16 protein-coding genes and 1 pseudogene are annotated in these 18,785 nt (G+C 41.8%); 6 read left to right on the forward strand and 11 right to left on the reverse strand.

Going from position 1 to position 18,785, the window contains the following annotated elements; all coding sequences use genetic code 11:
- Positions 1-63: 63 nt before the first annotated feature.
- Both C2M33_RS20670 and C2M33_RS20675 read left to right on the forward strand, forming a co-directional pair.
- Positions 64-831, forward strand: a complete 768-nt coding sequence (locus C2M33_RS20670) for a substrate-binding periplasmic protein (RefSeq protein ID WP_082874103.1) — start codon at positions 64-66, stop codon at positions 829-831.
- Between the two features lie 195 nt (positions 832-1,026).
- On the forward strand, positions 1,027-1,224 hold the full coding sequence (locus C2M33_RS20675) for a CsbD family protein (protein ID WP_054562286.1): 198 nt from the start codon (positions 1,027-1,029) through the stop codon (positions 1,222-1,224).
- Between the two features lie 40 nt (positions 1,225-1,264).
- On the opposite strand, the gene C2M33_RS20680 is transcribed toward C2M33_RS20675, so the two are convergent.
- The 4 genes from C2M33_RS20680 to C2M33_RS20700 all read right to left on the reverse strand — a co-directional run bounded on the left by C2M33_RS20680 (position 1,265) and on the right by C2M33_RS20700 (position 7,292).
- Positions 1,265-2,305: a GGDEF domain-containing protein gene (locus tag C2M33_RS20680; RefSeq protein ID WP_158685614.1), complete on the reverse strand. Its 1,041-nt coding sequence runs from the start codon at positions 2,303-2,305 to the stop codon at positions 1,265-1,267.
- A 342-nt stretch (positions 2,306-2,647) separates the two neighbouring features.
- The gene (gene metH, locus C2M33_RS20690; RefSeq protein WP_105175296.1) at positions 2,648-5,278 is read right to left on the reverse strand and encodes a methionine synthase; all 2,631 of its coding nucleotides are present in this window, start codon (positions 5,276-5,278) and stop codon (positions 2,648-2,650) included.
- Positions 5,279-5,287: 9 nt separating this feature from the next.
- Entirely contained in the window at positions 5,288-6,355 is a 1,068-nt protein-coding gene (locus C2M33_RS20695) for a homocysteine S-methyltransferase family protein (protein ID WP_063706335.1), read from the reverse strand.
- Positions 6,345-7,292: a homoserine O-succinyltransferase gene (locus tag C2M33_RS20700; protein ID WP_063706332.1), complete on the reverse strand. Its 948-nt coding sequence runs from the start codon at positions 7,290-7,292 to the stop codon at positions 6,345-6,347. Before C2M33_RS20700 ends, C2M33_RS20695 begins: the two co-directional genes overlap by 11 nt.
- Positions 7,293-7,538: 246 nt before the next feature.
- Here C2M33_RS20700 and ettA point away from each other — a divergent pair, with 246 nt between their 5' ends.
- The 3 genes from ettA (at position 7,539) to C2M33_RS20715 (ending at position 10,865) form a co-directional block, all read left to right on the forward strand.
- Entirely contained in the window at positions 7,539-9,212 is a 1,674-nt protein-coding gene (gene ettA, locus C2M33_RS20705) for an energy-dependent translational throttle protein EttA (protein ID WP_105175297.1), read from the forward strand.
- Between the two features lie 325 nt (positions 9,213-9,537).
- The gene (locus C2M33_RS20710; RefSeq protein WP_063706328.1) at positions 9,538-9,903 is read left to right on the forward strand and encodes a PilZ domain-containing protein; all 366 of its coding nucleotides are present in this window, start codon (positions 9,538-9,540) and stop codon (positions 9,901-9,903) included.
- A gap of 53 nt (positions 9,904-9,956) precedes the next feature.
- Positions 9,957-10,865, forward strand: coding sequence for a histone deacetylase family protein (locus C2M33_RS20715; protein WP_063706325.1), 909 nt, complete (start codon positions 9,957-9,959; stop codon positions 10,863-10,865).
- A gap of 79 nt (positions 10,866-10,944) precedes the next feature.
- Here C2M33_RS20715 and cyoE read toward each other — a convergent pair whose 3' ends face one another.
- The 6 genes from cyoE to C2M33_RS20745 all read right to left on the reverse strand — a co-directional run bounded on the left by cyoE (position 10,945) and on the right by C2M33_RS20745 (position 16,523).
- Positions 10,945-11,829, reverse strand: coding sequence for a heme o synthase (cyoE, locus tag C2M33_RS20720; protein ID WP_054554292.1), 885 nt, complete (start codon positions 11,827-11,829; stop codon positions 10,945-10,947).
- 142 nt (positions 11,830-11,971) lie between these two features.
- Positions 11,972-12,331 carry a cytochrome o ubiquinol oxidase subunit IV gene (cyoD, locus tag C2M33_RS20725; protein WP_063706320.1) on the reverse strand — a complete coding sequence of 120 codons (360 nt, stop codon included), beginning with the start codon at positions 12,329-12,331 and terminating at the stop codon, positions 11,972-11,974.
- Positions 12,331-12,966, reverse strand: coding sequence for a cytochrome o ubiquinol oxidase subunit III (cyoC, locus tag C2M33_RS20730; protein ID WP_105175298.1), 636 nt, complete (start codon positions 12,964-12,966; stop codon positions 12,331-12,333). Before cyoC ends, cyoD begins: the two co-directional genes overlap by 1 nt.
- Entirely contained in the window at positions 12,963-14,951 is a 1,989-nt protein-coding gene (cyoB, locus tag C2M33_RS20735) for a cytochrome o ubiquinol oxidase subunit I (RefSeq protein ID WP_105175299.1), read from the reverse strand. The genes cyoC and cyoB overlap by 4 nt, the downstream gene beginning before the upstream one ends.
- 2 nt (positions 14,952-14,953) lie before the next feature.
- Positions 14,954-15,868 carry a ubiquinol oxidase subunit II gene (gene cyoA / locus C2M33_RS20740; protein WP_105175300.1) on the reverse strand — a complete coding sequence of 305 codons (915 nt, stop codon included), beginning with the start codon at positions 15,866-15,868 and terminating at the stop codon, positions 14,954-14,956.
- A 235-nt stretch (positions 15,869-16,103) separates the two neighbouring features.
- Entirely contained in the window at positions 16,104-16,523 is a 420-nt protein-coding gene (locus tag C2M33_RS20745) for a hypothetical protein (RefSeq protein ID WP_063706310.1), read from the reverse strand.
- Positions 16,524-16,938: 415 nt separating this feature from the next.
- Here C2M33_RS20745 and C2M33_RS20750 point away from each other — a divergent pair, with 415 nt between their 5' ends.
- Complete coding sequence (locus C2M33_RS20750) at positions 16,939-18,294, forward strand: M14 family zinc carboxypeptidase (protein WP_105175301.1); 1,356 nt, start codon at positions 16,939-16,941, stop codon at positions 18,292-18,294.
- Positions 18,295-18,507: 213 nt separating this feature from the next.
- Here C2M33_RS20750 and C2M33_RS21405 read toward each other — a convergent pair.
- Positions 18,508-18,785 (reverse strand): annotated as a pseudogene (locus tag C2M33_RS21405) (transposase); the annotation flags it as partial.

Genomic DNA, 18,785 nt, shown 5'->3' on the forward strand with positions numbered 1-18,785 from the left:
TTCTGCCAGTTTAGACTTATTCTTGATTAAACGACCAAACAAAAATCAGAATAAGGAATTAACTTGTTCAGGATTTACACCCGTATTTTAATCACCTTGCTACTTTTAGTTTTCCCGTTTCAAAAAGCGTTTAGTCAGCAAAAAATTACGGTTGCACTTGGCAATACACTACCACCTTGGGTGATGGTTGAAGACAACACAGGTATTATTCCTGACTTACTTCGTGCAACACTCGGTGTTCACGGTTATCAAATACACTTTGTCTACGTTCCCTATGCAAGGCGGATCCCTTTGTATACTGAGAACTTAGTTGATGTTGTGTCTGATATTAATGAAAAAATTATCGAAACCCATCAAATGAGCGGTTACTTTTCAGATATTGCTTACAGCTACGAGAACTTCGCTTTTAGTCTGGCCAAGCAAAACCTGCAGCTTAGCTCTATTGCACAATTAAAACACTTTAGTGTTCTTTCATGGCAAGGTGCAAAAGAATTACTCACACCAGAATATCAAGCAATGGCCAGAGAAAACCCACAATACGCAGAAACCTATGATCAACTTGCACAAGTACAGCTTTTGTATCGAGAGCGCTACGAGGTGATCCAGATGGACGGTAAAATTTTTGATTATTATCGAGCGTTAATTAATATCAATGACGAAATTGATGTCTCTAAACCTGTACAACGATTTGCGTTATTTGGCAAAAATCCCAGTGGCTTTTTATTCCGAGACGAAGCCTTAAGAGACCAGTTTAACGAGAACTTGCGTAAACTAAAATCAACTGAAGAATACACGCGGATAATCAATCGCTATACATCTAAAAGCCACTAAGTATCTAAAAACTAGCGCAACAGAAAATATTACAGGCTGATTCTAAAAACTACGTAGTAATTGCAAACTTTTAAATTCCACTCATTATATGTAAAAGCATAAAACAACTATAAATCAATCAGTTAATAAATTCACCAAGTTGGTACTGCGATTGCTATTACTAAGATGAATGTTTAACAAAGTAAGGAGATTATGATGAACAGCGATCGTTTAGAAGGCAACTGGAAAGAGCTTAAAGGTAAAGCACAACGTAAATGGGGTGACCTTACCGATGATGATTTAGATAAAATTGAAGGTAGCCGTAAAGAGCTGGTTGGTAAACTTCAGCAAAAATACGGTAAATCGAAGGAAGAAGCTGAACGTGAAGTCAGCGACTTTGAAAAAAGCCATTAATTTGAGCAATCAATAAAGCCGCTAATTGCGGCTTTATTTATCAAGCCGGCTCATGCTTCGCTAAATCAACTTCAGCAACCGTTTGATTTTTACCTTGCGATTTAGCGCGGTAAAGTCGTTTATCGGCAATGTTTAAGCAATGATCCATGCTTTCATCAGCAACGCGCACGTACAAGCCAATACTTAAGGTGACATGAAAACGATGCTGACCGCTCGTAAATGGCTTTTCGGCAAGCTTCTTATGGATTTTTTCAGCGACTTTTCTTGCTCTAAGCTCATACCCTGTTGGGATCACAATTAAAAACTCTTCGCCGCCCCAACGGGAAATAACATCGTCTTCTGTGCACACTTCTTTAAAGACATTAGCAAAAAATATCAGCACCTCATCACCCACTTGATGACCGTAGGTATCGTTGATTTGCTTAAAGTTATCAACATCCATCAGCAAGAATACAGCCCCTTCGCCAAAGCGCTTATCTTGCAAGCATTCAGTTGCGAAGCGACGGTTAGCGAGTTCAGTCATCGCATCAGTACGTGCAAGCTTTTGATTAAGCTTAAGCTGTTCCATTAACTGCAAACTGTATTTGTTGCGGTAATATTCGTAGAAGCCGCCCAAAATACATAAAATCGAGAAACACAGCATGACCCGAGTAGGAAAGTAATGACTCGGATATCTGTAATAGCCAAATTGATCGGTAAAGTAGAAAAGCACTGAAATAATGATGGCAAGCAGAATAAGATCGAACGCTCCGCGCCTTAAGCCACGAATAAAAAAGGTCACAGGCGAGACTATAAACAGCCATAACGGCCCTGTGCCATTGCTGCCCCCAGAGACAATTAAAAAACACATCATCGAATAGAGAGCGTACAACATAAGTACTGCTATGGTTTCGTCACGATTTTTAATAACGAAAGGTGAGGCAAACACAAAGCCGCCAATAATCAATAAATAGCTAAGGGCATGGTATCCATCTTGATAGCTGGTGATCGCCATTAAAAACGAAGTGATCGAACCAATAAATGCAAAAACACGTAAAAATCGTGCTTTATCTTTGTCGCTTGCATTCACTGTATCAATCACAATTTCACCTTAGATTTCTTGATCAATCTCAACAATACCAATCCGCAATAATACTTAATCATTTTGAGGGATTAAACCTGTCGCTACCTGCGTTAAAAATTTCTGATTTAGAACAACTAAATAACGAAATTTTTGCCTTGTTATCAACGAGGCTTTATTGCCTCAAAATAGACCACTTTATTAAGCGAATTGGTATAACTTTAACACAAATATTTAAATTAGAAGGAATTTACCAGTATTAAAGCAATTAAAAAGAAAAAAGTATGATTAAAAATGGGCATAAAAAAACGAGCCATGTGAGGCTCGTTTTTAATTTAAACAAAAGCTAATAACTAAAGGTTATTATTCTGGTTCATAGCCTAAATTAGGCGACAACCATCGCTCAGCTTCTGCAAGAGTCATGTTGGTACGCTTAGCGTAATCTTCAACCTGATCTTGTTGAATTTGCGCCACTGCGTAGTACTTAGCTTCAGGGTGAGAGAAATACCAACCAGAAACCGCCGCACCCGGCCACATTGCGTATGAACTTGTTAGTTTCATGCCGATACGCTGTTCGGTATTAAGTAACTGCCAGATTTTCTTCTTCTCTGTATGTTCAGGACAAGCCGGGTAACCTGGCGCTGGGCGAATACCTTGGTAGTTTTCACGAATAAGTTCATCATTCGATAGGTTTTCATCTACCGCATAGCCCCAATACTCTTTACGTACTTGCTCATGTAAGTACTCTGCAAATGCCTCAGCCAAACGGTCTGCAACGGCTTTAACCATGATCTTATTGTAATCATCTTGCTTAGCATCGAAGGCATCGGCAAGGTCGTCTTCTTCAAGACCACCAGTAACCGCAAACGCACCAAAGTAATCTGGGGTGCCTTTTGGCGCAATATAATCAGCTAAACAGTAGTTAGCAAAGTCGGTTTTTTCAGTTTGCTGACGTAAATGACACGATGTAGTTAAAAGCGTTGTACGCGACTCATCGGTGTAAATCTCAATGTCATCCCCTACTCGGTTTGCAGGGAATAAACCAATGACACCTAGAGGTTGTAGTGCACCTGATTGCTCTAGCTCATCAAGCATTGCATTAGCATCTGCGAATAAGCTTTTAGCCTGTTCACCCACAATTTCATCTTCAAGAATACGTGGATACTTACCAGCGATTGACCACGTCATGAAATAAGGTGTCCAGTCGATGTACTGTCTTAAAGTCGCAATCGAAACATCTTTAAATTCAGTCACACCTAGCTTTTTCGGCACAGGTGGTGTGTAGTTGTCCCAATCCAATTTTACTGCGTTGTCACGAGCACGCTGTAAAGTAACTGGTTTTGAGCGTGGCTTTTTACGCGCTTGTTGTTCACGTACTTTTTCATACTCAGCCTTGGTTTTCTCTAAAAATGCCGGCTTTAATTCTTTCGACAATAAATTAGAAACCACACCTACAGCGCGGCTGGCGTTATTGACATAAACCACACCTTTATCATACTGAGGCTCAATTTTAACCGCGGTATGCGCTTTAGAGGTTGTTGCACCACCAATCAGTAGCGGTAATTCAAAACCACGACGGGTCATTTCTTTGGCAACATGCACCATTTCATCAAGGGATGGGGTAATAAGCCCTGATAAACCAATAATATCGGCTTTTTCGTCAATGGCGGTTTGCAAAATTTTCTCTGCAGGCACCATCACACCAAGGTCGATAACCTCGTAGTTATTACATTGCAGTACCACGCCTACGATATTTTTACCAATGTCGTGTACGTCGCCCTTAACGGTTGCCATAACCACTTTACCATTGGTTGCGCCCTCTTCTTTTTCAGCTTCAATGAAAGGGTCAAGATAGGCAACGGCGCGCTTCATTACACGAGCTGACTTAACAACCTGTGGTAAGAACATTTTACCTGCACCGAATAAGTCACCAACGACATTCATGCCGTCCATAAGCGGGCCTTCGATCACTTCGATAGGCTTAGCTTTGCCCTTGCGGCACTCTTCGGTATCTTCATCGATGTATTCGGTAATGCCTTTTACTAGCGCGTGTTCAAGACGCTTTTCAACAGGCCAAGTACGCCATTCTAAATCCTCAACTTTTTCCGCTTGCGCCATACCTGAGTATTTGGGTGCAAGTTCAACTAGTCGCTCACCAGCACCTGGGTCGGTATTGAGGATCACATCTTCCACGGCTTTACGCAGCTCTAAAGGAATATCATCATAAACCGCTAATTGACCCGCATTTACAATGCCCATGTCCATACCCGCTTTAATCGCGTGGTATAAAAACACAGAGTGAATAGCTTCGCGTACTGGGTTATTACCACGGAACGAAAACGACACATTCGATACACCACCCGACACTTTACAGTGCGGTAAGCCTTGCTTAATTCGGCGCGTACCTTCGATAAACTCAACCGCGTAGTTATCGTGCTCTTCAATGCCCGTTGCAACAGCAAAAATGTTTGGGTCAAAAATAATGTCTTCAGGCGGAAAACCAATATCTTCAACAAGAATTTTGTAGCTACGCTGACAAATCTCGAACTTACGATCAGCGGTTTCAGCTTGCCCTGTTTCATCAAACGCCATTACAACTGCTGCGGCACCAAAGCGTTTAATTAGCTTAGCTTGGCGGATGAACGGCTCTTCACCTTCTTTAAGTGAAATTGAGTTTACAATGGCTTTGCCTTGAATACATTTTAAGCCCGCTTCAATCACGTCCCATTTCGATGAGTCGACCATGATCGGTACTTTTGAGATATCTGGCTCTGAGGCAATTAAGTTTAAAAACTTTACCATCGCCGCTTTTGAGTCCAACATGGCTTCATCCATGTTGATATCAATCACTTGCGCGCCATTTTCTACCTGTTCACGGGCAACGTTAAGAGCGGTCTCGTAATCTTCTTCCATGATTAAGCGCTTAAACATAGCCGAACCAGTTACATTGGTACGCTCACCGACGTTAGTAAATACAGCAATTTGGTCAGTCATGTCGGTTTCCTAGTTTAAGTTACACGCTTCAAGGCCCGATAAGCGCATACGCACTTCAAGCTCTGGCAATTGACGTGGCTTAACACCACTCAGACCTTTCGCAAACGCCTTAATATGAGCCGGTGTGGTGCCACAACAACCACCTACAATATTAATAAAGCCAGACTTACCCCAGTCGATAATTTCTTTTGCCATTTCAGGGGCTTCTAAATCATATTCACCAAACTCATTCGGTAAACCGGCATTGGGATGCACCGAGGTAAAGGTTTCGCAAACACGTGATAACTCTTCAACATATTGACGCAGTAAATCAGGGCCAAGGGCACAGTTAAGGCCGATTGATAGCGGTTTAATATGGCGAATTGAGTTATAAAATGCTTCTGTGGTTTGTCCTGATAAAGTACGGCCTGAGGCATCGGTAATGGTGCCTGAGATCATCACAGGTAAACTACGACCAGCTTGCTCGAATGCTTCTTCTACGGCAAACGAAGCCGCTTTAGCATTAAGGGTATCAAAGATGGTTTCTATTAAAATAAGGTCAGCACCACCTTCCATCAGTGCCAGTGTTGACTCAACATACGCAGCCACCAGCTTATCAAAGTTGATATTACGGTAACCCGGGTCGTTTACATCTGGAGAGATAGAGCAGGTTTTTGATGTTGGTCCAAGTACACCGGCTACATAACGCGGTTTGCTAGGATCGTTTGCTTCAAACTCATCACAGACGCTGCGTGCAAGTTTCGCTGATTCGAGGTTGATTTCGCGGCTAAGGCTCGCCATATCGTAATCTTCCATCGAAATAGTCGTGGCATTAAAGGTATTCGTTTCGATGATATCAGCCCCCGCCTCTAAATAGGCACGATGAATATCCGCAATGATTTTTGGCTGAGTCAGGCTTAATAAATCGTTATTACCTTTAATAAGTACATGCCAGTCTTTAAAGCGCTCACCGCGATAATCCTGTTCTTCTAATTTATGTTCTTGGATCATGGTGCCCATCGCGCCATCGAGGATTAAAATTCGCTGTTTCAGCGCCTCGGTTAATTGTTCGCGTTTATTCACTGCATTACTCGGCATAGTTGTTAGTCCTTACATCTTGGCTAACTAAGTTAATATCATACGGTGTAGTTTGGTACACATAATAGTTTAACCAATTCGAAAACAATAAAAAGGCATGGCTTTGCCAGGTCTTCGACGGTTCGTTGTCTGGGTTATCGTCTGGGAAGTAATTTTCTGGCTTAGGCGCATCCGCTGATTTTTCTTGGTCGCGCAAATACTCCCCTTTAAGGGTATGTGCATCGTACTCTGGATGGCCAGTAATATACACTTGGCTGCCTGATTTATTTTTAATTAAGTAGGCACCTACTCGCTCAGAACCAGCTAACACCACCAAATCATCGCAGGCAGTGATCTTGTCGATATCAATATGACCATAGCGAGAGTGTGGCACTAAAAAGGTATCATCAAAACCACGAGTGAGTGCTGCATGGTCAAAATAACTTTTATGGGTAAATACGCCGCTTAATTTATTTGGTTTAAGTTCGCGCTTAAGGCCATAGTGATGATATAGACCCGCATGGGCCGCCCAACACGAAAACAGCGTAGACGTAACATGTTGCTCTGCCCAATCTAAAATAACTTTTAGCTCGTCCCAGTAAGCAACTTCGTCATACTCTAAATGAGCAAGCGGTGCCCCAGTGATAATCATGGCATCGTAGTTATTATCTTTCACTTCTGAAAAATAGCGATAAAACGTATCCATGTGCTGCTCAGAGTGACTACTGGTGCGGTGAGTATCTAAGCGCAACAGCTCAACATTAACTTGTAGCGGTGAATTAGCTAACAAGCGAATAAACTGCACTTCGGTTTCAACCTTGTTTGGCATTAAGTTTAAGATGGCCAAACGCATTGGGCGTATCTCTTGCGTTTTCGCGCGACTTTTTGGCATTACAAACACGTTTTCTTGGCGTAATTTTGCAATGGCTGGCAATTCATCTTTTACTGTAATGGGCATAGCTGGCTCCGAGCATACTTATCTGACTGCTAATTATGAACGGATAGTTAGAAATTTCAACCTCTAGATGTTTAGATGTCCAAACGAAATGATATTTCTGAGTGGTCATTAATTGAAATGTATGGCTTTTTGAGTAAATAACACCTTGATATTAAGCCTATCATAAACGCTGAATTCTGTATTTTGAGGTAGTTTGGGTATACAATACTTGCTGTTAATTTTTATTATAAATTGAAGGCTTCTTTCATGGTGTTACCAGACAAGTTTATATTCTCGATGAGTCGAGTATCTAAGGTTGTGCCACCTAAGCGCACTATCTTAAAAGATATTTCTTTACACTTTTTCCCAGGCGCAAAAATTGGTGTGCTAGGTCTAAACGGTGCAGGTAAATCGACGTTACTGCGCATTATGGCCGGTGTTGACCAAGACTTTGAAGGTGAAGCTCGCCCTCAACCAGGCACTAAAATCGGTTACTTACCGCAAGAACCGCAGCTAGACGAGAACAAAACAGTTCGCGAAACAGTAGAAGAAGCGGTAAGCGAAGTTAAAAATGCATTAAATCGCCTAGATGAAGTATACAACGAGTATGCAATGGACGGCGCTGACTTCGATGCACTTGCGAAAGAGCAAGGCGAACTTGAAGCTATCATCCAAGCACACGATGGTCACAATATCGACAACGTGTTAGAGCGTGCAGCTGATGCATTACGTCTTCCACCTTGGGATGCAAAAATTGAACACCTTTCGGGTGGTGAGCGTCGCCGTGTTGCGATCTGTCGTTTACTACTTGAAAAACCAGATATGCTTATTCTTGACGAACCGACCAACCACTTAGACGCTGAGTCAGTTGCTTGGTTAGAGCGCTTCTTACACGACTACGAAGGTACCGTAGTTGCTGTAACCCACGACCGTTACTTCTTAGATAACGTAGCAGGTTGGATTTTAGAACTTGACCGTGGTGAAGGTATTCCTTGGGAAGGTAACTACTCATCGTGGCTTGAGCAAAAAGATTTACGTTTACAACAAGAACAGAAATCTGAAAAAGCACGTCAAAAATCAATCGCACAAGAACTTGAATGGGTTCGTTCAAATCCGAAAGGCCGTCAAGCTAAGTCTAAAGCACGTATGGCACAGTTCTCTGAGCTACAGCAAAACGATTACCAAAAGCGTAACGAAACGAATGAACTATTCATTCCACCGGGTCCACGCTTAGGTGACCAAGTTATCGAAGTGAAAGGCCTGAAGAAGAGCTTTGGCGATCGCGTATTAATCGATGACCTAAACTTTGCAATGCCGAAAGGCGCTATCGTAGGTATTATCGGTGCCAATGGTGCGGGTAAATCGACGCTATTCAAAATGCTAAGTGGTGAAGAAACGCCAGATAGCGGTGAGATCATTGTTGGTGAAACCGTTGAACTTGCAACGGTTGATCAGTTCCGTGGCGACATGGACGAGAGCAACACGGTTTTCCAAGAAATCTCTAACGGTCAAGACGTATTGAAAATTGGTAACTTTGAATTCCCAAGCCGTGCCTATGTTGGCCGCTTTAACTTCAAAGGTAACGACCAACAAAAATTCGTTAAAGACTTATCAGGTGGTGAGCGAAACCGTTTACACCTAGCTAAGCTATTAAAAGCAGGTGGTAACGTATTACTACTGGATGAGCCAACCAATGACCTAGACGTTGAAACACTACGTGCACTTGAGAACGCTATTTTAGAGTTCCCTGGCTGTGTAATGTGTATCTCGCATGACCGTTGGTTCCTTGACCGTATTGCTACACATATTCTTGATTACCGTGACGAAGGCCAAATTAACTTCTTCGATGGTAACTACACAGAATACGAAGAGTGGTTGAAGAAAACCTTAGGCGCAGAAGCGGCACAACCTAAGCGTATTAAATACAAAAAAATTGGCTAATTAGCTGATACTTAAAAAGCCCCAACTTAGGGGCTTTTTTGTTGCAGTAAGCTTTACTATCACTCACTCCATTATGATCTATACTTATTAATACCAATTCGCTTAATTATGTAGTCAATTTTGAGGCAAGGAAACCTCGTTGATAGCAAGGCAAAAATTTCGTTATTTAGTTATGCTCGGCAATTGCTCCTGCATTGCTCTACCTTCTGCATCCATGCAGTCGTAAATCAGAAGTTTTTAACGCAGTTAGCGACAGGTTTAATCCCTCAAAATGATTAAGTATTATTAAGGATTGGTATACGTTAATAAAGTTGGAGATACAGCTATGAATGAACGCAGAGAGTTTTCGCGGGTATTATTTTATTGCCCTGCGATACTTCGCATTGAAGGTAACGACTATCACTGTCAGTTACTTGATCTATCTTTGCAAGGTGCGCTTATAACTAAAAGTGATTCATTTTTAGTGCCTATTCATAGTAAAGCTGACTTAATCTTTACCCTGCCAGAGTCATCAATCGAGATTAAAATGCAAGTGGAGCTATGTCATGTTGAGCATCAACATGCAGGCCTTCGCTGTGAACATATCGATATTGATAGTATTACTCACTTAAAACGGTTGATTGAGCTAAATCTGGGTGATGAAGCATTATTACATCGCGAGTTAGGCCATTTAATTCACGCGCCAGAGTAAACTTTTATCGGTAGATTCGTTATGCTGTAGCAAATTCAGCTATTCAATGAGCTATGCAGTTAAATCCCCACTTACCCTTGGTGTATCACCCAAATTACTCGTTTAGTTTCGATCCTAACCATCGCTTTGTGATGAGTAAGTTTGCTTATTTATATGAGCATGTACAAAGCCTTGGATTAATAAATGATAACCTAACTCAACCACTGCTCGGCAGCCCTGAGCCTCTTGAATTAGTGCACTGCGAAAACTATATCCACGACCTTTGGCACAATCGATTAGATGAAAAAGCAATGCGCCGCATTGGCTTACCTTGGTCAAAAGAGCTAATGGCACGTACTTTTACCGCTCCTTTGGGCACCTTGCAAACGGCACGTTTAGCACTTAAACATGGTATTGCTTGCCACTTAGCTGGAGGCACTCACCATGCACATACTGATTTTGGTTCGGGCTATTGCATGGTAAACGACCTCGCGTTTACCAGTGAAACCCTGATAAAAAGTGGTGAAGTGACCAATGTACTTATTTTTGACTTAGATGTTCATCAAGGTGATGGTACCGCTGCGATGTTAGCGCATCAGCCTTATGCTTATACCTGCTCTATTCACTGTGAGAAGAATTTTCCGTTTCGCAAATCAGCCAGTGATTTAGACATAGGTTTAGCGCCGAATGTCGCTGATAGTGAATACTTAGGCGTAGTTGACGATACGCTGAGTTATTTATTAAACACCTTAAACCCAGACTTAGTGCTTTATGATGCAGGTGTTGATGTTTGGCAGCAAGATGGTTTAGGGAAACTCGATATAAGCTGGCAAGGGATTGAGCAACGCGACCATTTAGTTCTCAAGCGTTGCCTTGAGCACAATGTGCCTGTCGCAACAGTAATTGGAGGTGGTTATGATAAGGACCATCGCCGTTTAGCGGCTCGTCATGGCATTGTGGTAGAGCAAGCTGCCCGCTTTTAAAAACGATAAAGAAAAAAGGCCCGGAGGAGACTTCCGGGCCTTTGCTACTGTAACATTGGGATATGTTAGCAACTTTTTTCTAAGTTAAAACAAGTAGCTGTGGAGCTACTGAATGGTAATCTAAAGCCATCGCTATGCTCAAAACCGTGATGTTTACAATTGAAAAAGCAAACACTTGGCGCGCCCACCCGCTTACATCAATATTGCGACGATAGCCACGGAGCGCCATTAGCAACCACCAAAAACTCGTTGTACAGGCTACAGCCATAAAGGCTAAACCTGTATAACCACTAATGGTTAATAACATCACAACCAACGCATACACGGCGATATATAAAACAATGTGATGCTTTGCCTTCTCGATCCCCTGCGCTACAGGTAACACGGGAATTCTGGCCGCTTGGTAGTCGTTATAACGAAAGATTGCAATTGCATATGAATGAGGCATTTGCCATAGACTAAACATGACCAATAAAATCACAGCACCGGCATCAAACTGCCCAGTCACGGCACAATAACCCACAACAGGCGGTACTGCGCCAGATAAACTACCTACAAAGGTGCCATACACAGAACGACGTTTCATATATAAGCTGTACACACCTACGTAGATGACGTAACCAAAAGTAGCAAATAAGAGTGCCACTACGTTGGTATACACAGCTAATAAACCGAAACCAATAACACCAAGCACGATGCCATGTGCCATAGCCGCCTTTGCTGACATTTCGCCAGTCACTGTGACGCGTTTGCGAGTGCGCGCCATAGCAACATCAATATCACGATCAATTACGTTATTAATCGCGCATCCTGATGCCACTACTAAAGATAACCCTAGCAAGGTTGCGATCATTAACCATGGGTCAATGTCACCACGAGAGGCTAGCAAGAATCCCCCCGCGACAGAAATCAAATTACCCATGATAATGCCAGGTTTAGTGACATTTAAATAACGTCGAAACACTTCCTCGACTCCTCTAATTTTCAGCACAAACGCAATATTACGAAAGAAACTAGTTAGTAACAGACTGTAAGAACTGGAGACACAACCTCAGACTAACCAGCTCCTTTCGTAAATCTTTTTACCAATTACAAAGTAATTGTTATTAGTACATCATCATGGCGTTCGATTCGTAGATGATCCACACCGACAAACCAACCACCATCACGATGATTAAAGCACTAAAGATAAACGACATTGAACTTGCTTTGCCGTCTTCAGTTTTGAAGTTTAGGTGTAAGAAATATTTCAAATGCACCCAAATTTGCACAATTGCCATGCTCACGATGCACCATACGGTGGTCGTTTTAGAAAACGAACCACTCATTACAGCCCAAAATGGAATAGCCGTTAAAATCACTGACAATACGAAACCAATTAAATAGTCTTTAACGCTGCCATGTGATTGCTCATTATGTGCGTGTACTTCTAAGTTATTAATTACATGTGATTCACTGTGACTCATTACATTGCTCCCATTAAATAAACAACGGTAAATACACAGATCCACACCACATCTAAGAAGTGCCAGAATAAGCTTAAACAACTTAGGCGTGTCACTGTTTGTGGGTTTAAACCACGGCGAATAACTTCAATCATCATTACCGTCATCCAAATTAGACCCGCAGTAACGTGAAGACCGTGTAAGCCCACTAAAGAGAAAAACGATGTTAAAAAGGCACTTTGTTGTGGGCCATTACCGTGTGCAATTAGGTGATGGAATTCATACACTTCCATACCAATGAACACAGCGCCAAAAGCAAAGGTAACCAGCAACCAAGTTAACGTAGCCGCCTTTTTCTGCCCGTGAGCAGAGATCATCGCAAAGCCAAATGTGATACTACTAAGTAGTAGTGCTGCGGTTTCAACCGCCACAAAATCAAGTTCAAAAATGTCTTTACCCGACACACCGCCAGCAGTGTTCATGAACAATACTGCGTAGGTTGCAAAGAATGATGCAAACAGCAGACAGTCAGTCATAAGGTATAGCCAGAAGCCAAATACGGTGTTACCACCTGTATCGTGGTGATCATGGTCATGTGCATCGACATGACCGTGTGCGCCGTTTAAGGTGTCTAGTCCAGCAGGAATGGCACTCATGCATTCACCTCCTTCGTAGCGGCTGTATTGTGAGCCGTTTCTAGTTCAACAATTTCATCTGGTTGCACGTAGTAATCTACATCGCTGGTGTAACAACGCTTGATGAATACAACGATAGCACCCAGTAAACCAAAGGCTGCAAGCCACCAAATGTGCCAAATCATGGCAAAACAGAAGGTTGTTATACCTGCGCTCATTAACACACCTGCCGGTGTATTTTTTGGCATGTGAATTGGGCTATAAGACGCTTCTTGTTTGTAAGCTAGGCCTTTTTCTTTCATGTCTGTCCACGCATCGATGTCATCAATATGTGGGATTTTTGCAAAGTTGTAGTACTGCGGAGGAGAAGCAGATGCCCACTCAAGAGTATGACCATTCCACGGATCGCCCGTTGTATCATCAAGTTGCTCGCGGTTTTTGAAGCTCACTACAAGTTGTACAACTTGGAATAAGATACCGAACAGAATGATTACCGCACCGCCAGCTGCAATGTATAACCAGATATTCCAATCAGGGTTGTTAGTGTGGTTTAAGCGACGTGTCATACCTAAGAAACCAAGTACGTATAACGGCATGAATGCCACGAAGAAACCAATTAACCAACACCAGAAAGACTTTCTGCCCCAGCTTTCATCAAGCTTGAAGCCCATTGCTTTAGGGAACCAGTAAGCAAAACCTGCTAAGTAACCAAATACCGCACCACCAATAATAGTGTTATGGAAGTGAGCGATTAAGAATAAGCTGTTATGTAATACGTAGTCAGCACCTGGAATTGCAAGTAGAACACCCGTCATACCACCGATAGTGAACGTCACCATAAAACCTAAAGTCCAAAGGACAGGCACAGTAATACGTAAACGACCACGATACATAGTGAACAGCCAGTTAAACAACTTAACCCCGGTCGGTACTGCAATAACCATGGTCATAACACCAAAGAAGGCATTAACGTTAGCGCTTGAACCCATCGTAAAGAAGTGATGAAGCCAAACGATGAAACCTAAAATTGAAATTGCACCACTTGCGTAAACCATCGACTTATAACCAAACAGACGTTTACCCGCAAACGTAGAGATTACTTCTGAGAAAATACCAAACGCAGGTAAGATCAGAATGTAAACTTCAGGGTGACCCCATGCCCAGAATAAGTTGATGTACATCATAGCGTTACCGCCAGCCGCATTCGTAAAGAAGTGGAAGTCTAGGTAACGGTCAAGGGTAAGCATTGCCAGTACCGCTGTTAAAATAGGGAACGATGCTGCAACTAAGATATTTGCCCATGTACATGTCCATGTGAAAATTGGCATTTTCATCAATGTCATGCCTGGCGCACGCATCTTAAATACGGTTGCTAAGAAGTTTACCGCTGTTAATAAGGTACCCAAGCCGGATATCTGCAAGGCCCAAATATAGTAATCGACCCCGACACCTGGACTGAATGACAATTCAGACAACGGTGGATATGCAACCCAACCCGTTTTTGCAAACTCACCAAAGAATAATGAGATATTGATAAGAATTGCACCGCCAGCAGTTAACCAAAAGCTAAGGTTATTTAAGAATGGGAATGCAACATCACGAGCACCAATTTGCAGAGGTAAAATGATGTTCATTAAACCAATCATAAACGGCATCGCCATAAAGATGATCATGATCACCCCATGCGCCGTAAAGATTTGGTCATAATGCTCTGGTGGTAAGTAACCACTTGCACCGCCAGTAGCCATTGCTAATTGCAGTCGCATCATAATAGCATCCGCGAAACCACGGAAAAGCATGATAAGCGCAAGAATGATGTACATAACACCTAAACGCTTATGGTCAATTGAGGTGATCCAGTCGTGCCAAATCACGCCCCATTTTTTATATTTTGTTACTAAGCCTGCCACTAACAGACCTAAGACAGCAACGACCGCCATGGTAACCATGATAATTGGTTCATGGTACGGGATTGCGTCTAATGTTAATTTACCTAACAACGACATGATTATTCCTCGTCCTCGCTGTGCTTCTTGTGAGCAGAGTGCTCAGGCATAGCGTGTTGCATTGCAGCGTGTGAGCCATGCGCTTGCATATATTTCATTACGATTGAATGGAACATATCTTTATCTACGCTGGCATAGTATTTAACTGGGTCGTATTCACTTGGTTTTGCAAGCTCAACATAGCTTTGCTTAGTCAGTGCAGAGCCGGTGTTTTTCACTTTGTTAACCCATGCATCGAAATCAGTTTCAGTGGCTGTTGCAATGGCATCGAACTTCATACCAGTGAAACCTGCACCGCTGTAGTTAGCAGAGAAACCTTTAAAAGTACCAGGCTCATCAGCGATTAGGTGAAGCTTTGTTTCCATACCAGCCATTGAGTAAATTTGGCTACCAAGCTGTGGGATGAAAAACGAGTTCATGGTGCTTTCAGAGGTGATCTTGTACTGCACTGGCACATTGGCAGGAAAAACAAGTTCATTTACTGTTGCGATACCTTGCTCTGGATAAATGAATAACCATTTCCAGTTCAAAGAAACAACTTCAACAGTAAGGTGCTTACCTTTACCTTCAAGTGGTTTATATGGGTCAAGTTGTTGTGTTGACTGCCATGTGATCACACCTAAAATCGCAACGATAATGATAGGTATGGTCCAAACTACAGCTTCAATCTTGGTAGAGTGCGCCCACTTTGGAGCGTAAATTTCTTGATCTCGTCCATCACGGTATTTCCATGCAAAATAAATTGTCATGGCAATAACTGGAATTACGACAATCAGCATTAACACCGTAGCTACGATAATTAAATACTTCTCGTCGACACCAATTTGACCTTTTGGATCGAGTACCCCGCCTTTACAGCCAGACAAAGCCAGCACTAAAGACGCTAGAGCAATATTACAAAGGTTTCGAATTGACAAAGGAATATCCTACAACCTAAAAGTTAACACTTGTCGAAATAAGTACACGACGCTTTTCTGCAACAGATGCTACAGATATCCCCTGCTGATTAACGAGCACGACAAATCGACACGCTAAAAAGTGAGGGATTTTAGGTTGGCTGACTGAAATTTGGGCGTAAAAAGCCCACTAGGTGCTTAGTAAAGACAACTTAGTAAACGACTAAAATGGCTGAACTTAAGCAACAAAGCTTAATTACAGACAACCACTTACACGAGGAGGAGCACGACAGCCATGAGCGCTGTGTACTACTAAAGACTTTATCGTTTCACGCGCAGCGAAGGCCGCTTTACGTAAAATGACACCTGCACGACGCGCAGGGAAGAAATGGAAGACCAACCAGCATAGACCAATTAGTAACTGGCAAGACACCACTGGGTAAGCTAAAAAGCTCAAGACATTAAGTAATGGTGTTTCGTATAAAGCACCTTCGCTTAATAAGCTTCTTAGCCCGTGAGCATCTTCTAATGTACCGTTGATTAGCATAGCTGAATTAATCAGCAACAAGGCTAAAACTGACATTAATTCTTTACCAGCAAAAAACGCACGCGCAGCCAATTGCAATCTAGCTAAACTAGACTGTTTGACACCTTGTGACTGATTAATTGCTCGCAAAACTCACGCCTTTTATCGCTTTTACTGCATTTCAGGTAAGTGGCTTACCCTATTTTTAAATGCGGTAACATGATCTTCATCAATAAAGTTTCAGTAATTACTGAAATTTCGATGTGGAGTATAACAAAGTCAACAGACGGTACAAGTAGAATTTCAAGACGCAAGGTTAAGTGTTGTTTATCAATTTGATAACAAAGCGTAAAAAATCAGTCTTTTTTTAAGCTAAGTAATTAAAATTAATACTGTATTTTATATAGCGAAAAGCAATGAAGAAAAAGAAAATAGCATAAAAATAGCGATTTAAAGCATACTTAGTCAGTAGCAATCGAAGCTTTATTACTGAACAAGGATTAGCCAAACAAGTTAAAATATAATATTCTTACAAATATCAAAATAAAGAATAAAAGAGATAATTATGCGCCAATACGCACTCGCCACAGCCCTTTTGGCATTGAGTAATACAACAATTGCAAAAACGATTGAAGATACCGCTGTAGCTGGCTTAGATAAACCTGCGATTTACTACGCCGATATAGAACCCCACTTAAAAAGCGCAGCAAAACACCCAAGCGTTACACTAAAACAAATCGGCACTTCTTTCCAAGGACAGGCACTTAACTCTCTTAAAATCGGCACAGGCCCAATCAAAGTGATGATGTGGAGCCAAATGCACGGCGACGAAAATACAGCAACTGCGGCACTGATGGATTTTTTAAGCTTTATAACCGCAGATGAAAACGCACAATGGCTAGAAAGCTGGCAACAGAAAATAACCCTTCTCATAATCCCTATGGTGAACCCGGATGGCGCTGCTGTTCAAACACGCCATAATGCACAAGGTATTGATTTAAATCGTGATGCAAAAGCTCTTCGCACGAAAGAAGGACAAATACTCATGGCTGCAGCAAATGAATTCAAACCTGACTTCGGCTTTAATTTACATGATCAGAATGCATATTACGGTGCAGGTAAAATGGGAAAACAAGCCTCTATTTCAGTGCTAGCACCTGCCTATAATGAAGCAAGAGAAGTAAATAAAATTCGTGGTGAGGCTATGCAGTTTATTGCTCATTTAGCCAAAACGGTTGAAACCATGATCCCAGGGCACTTGGGGAAGTACAACGACAGTTACTCTTACCGTAGTTTTGGTGATACTTTTTCAGAAAAAGGTATCCGAATTATATTAATTGAATCAGGTGCTTACCCAAACGACCCAAACCGACAAATAGCCCGTAAAGTTAACCGTGTTTTATATAAAAAAACCATTGATTCAATAACTTCGGGAGAGTGGCAAAGCGCTAAAATAGCCCAGTACCACGCCATTCCATTTAACACTAAAGACAATTGGGTAGACTTACTAATAGATGATGTAACTGTAAAGAGTGAGCTAGGTGATTACCAAATAGATATTGCAGTCAATAACAAAGGACAGTCACCCATAATTAAAGAATTGGGTGATATAAGCAGTATCCGTCAAGGTTACACGAGTTTGGATGCAAGCAGCCTAATCTTTAGAACCGGTAACAGTTTTGTTTTAAATGAGTCGTTGACGCTTACAGAAAGTAAATATAAAGCGCTTTTAAAACAAGGGTACAATTGCTTTTCTGGCGACATTAGTATGCTAGATAACGCTACAACATGGCCTGTATACGCGTGCAAAAGTGTATTCACATCAATACCTTCACTTCATGCACCTGCCGCCTTTTTCTTACAAGCAAACGGTAAAAATAAGTACGCTATTTTAGGGGCTGAGTTAATCAATTTAGAATAAACACGATTTGGAAAGACAGGCACTGTTAAAAGTGCCTGCTAAACCTTCAAAGACCTTAGATTATTTGATCTAAAATATTCGTTCCGCAGGCAACCTACCCTATTGGCTTAATACGCAAATAAAAACCAGGATAAAAGGTATAGCTATCTGCGAATGGAAAGTACAAGAGTGCAGCAATAATTTACAAAAATTAAAAGAGATTTATTTTAAAGCTTAGCTAGCAAGTAATAACTTACAGCTTGTTAGGTTACTTCGTCGCTTACGGGCAGTTTTACTGCAATAACGTTCAATAGCCCCAGCTCTACCTGCAGCTCCATGAAATAAATTTTCAAACTGAGTTGTTAGTGTTAACCATTTTTTCGGTTCGAAATTCAGCCTTTCAAGAATAGGAGGTAAATGATGCTCTATATATCCGGGCTTATCCGTACAAATACAACGCCCAGTTTGCTCGACCAGTAACAGGTATGACTTTAACTCAAAAGGTATTCCCT

The organism is Pseudoalteromonas sp. T1lg122 (assembly GCF_002964825.1).
Taxonomy (GTDB): Bacteria; Pseudomonadota; Gammaproteobacteria; order Enterobacterales; family Alteromonadaceae; genus Pseudoalteromonas; species Pseudoalteromonas gelatinilytica.

What these genes read in the sequence shown, in the direction of transcription:
- metH (WP_105175296.1), bottom strand. Translation starts at nt 5,278, where the DNA reads ATGACTGACCAAATTGCTGTATTTACTAACGTCGGTGAGCGTACCAAT.
- cyoB (WP_105175299.1), bottom strand. Translation starts at nt 14,951, where the DNA reads ATGTCGTTGTTAGGTAAATTAACATTAGACGCAATCCCGTACCATGAA.
- C2M33_RS20695 (WP_063706335.1), bottom strand. Translation starts at nt 6,355, where the DNA reads ATGCCGAGTAATGCAGTGAATAAACGCGAACAATTAACCGAGGCGCTG.
- C2M33_RS20750 (WP_105175301.1), top strand. Translation starts at nt 16,939, where the DNA reads ATGCGCCAATACGCACTCGCCACAGCCCTTTTGGCATTGAGTAATACA.
- cyoC (WP_105175298.1), bottom strand. Translation starts at nt 12,966, where the DNA reads ATGAGTGCCATTCCTGCTGGACTAGACACCTTAAACGGCGCACACGGT.
- C2M33_RS20715 (WP_063706325.1), top strand. Translation starts at nt 9,957, where the DNA reads ATGCAGTTAAATCCCCACTTACCCTTGGTGTATCACCCAAATTACTCG.
- ettA (WP_105175297.1), top strand. Translation starts at nt 7,539, where the DNA reads ATGGTGTTACCAGACAAGTTTATATTCTCGATGAGTCGAGTATCTAAG.
- C2M33_RS20710 (WP_063706328.1), top strand. Translation starts at nt 9,538, where the DNA reads ATGAATGAACGCAGAGAGTTTTCGCGGGTATTATTTTATTGCCCTGCG.
- C2M33_RS20675 (WP_054562286.1), top strand. Translation starts at nt 1,027, where the DNA reads ATGAACAGCGATCGTTTAGAAGGCAACTGGAAAGAGCTTAAAGGTAAA.
- cyoD (WP_063706320.1), bottom strand. Translation starts at nt 12,331, where the DNA reads ATGAGTCACAGTGAATCACATGTAATTAATAACTTAGAAGTACACGCA.
- C2M33_RS20700 (WP_063706332.1), bottom strand. Translation starts at nt 7,292, where the DNA reads ATGCCCATTACAGTAAAAGATGAATTGCCAGCCATTGCAAAATTACGC.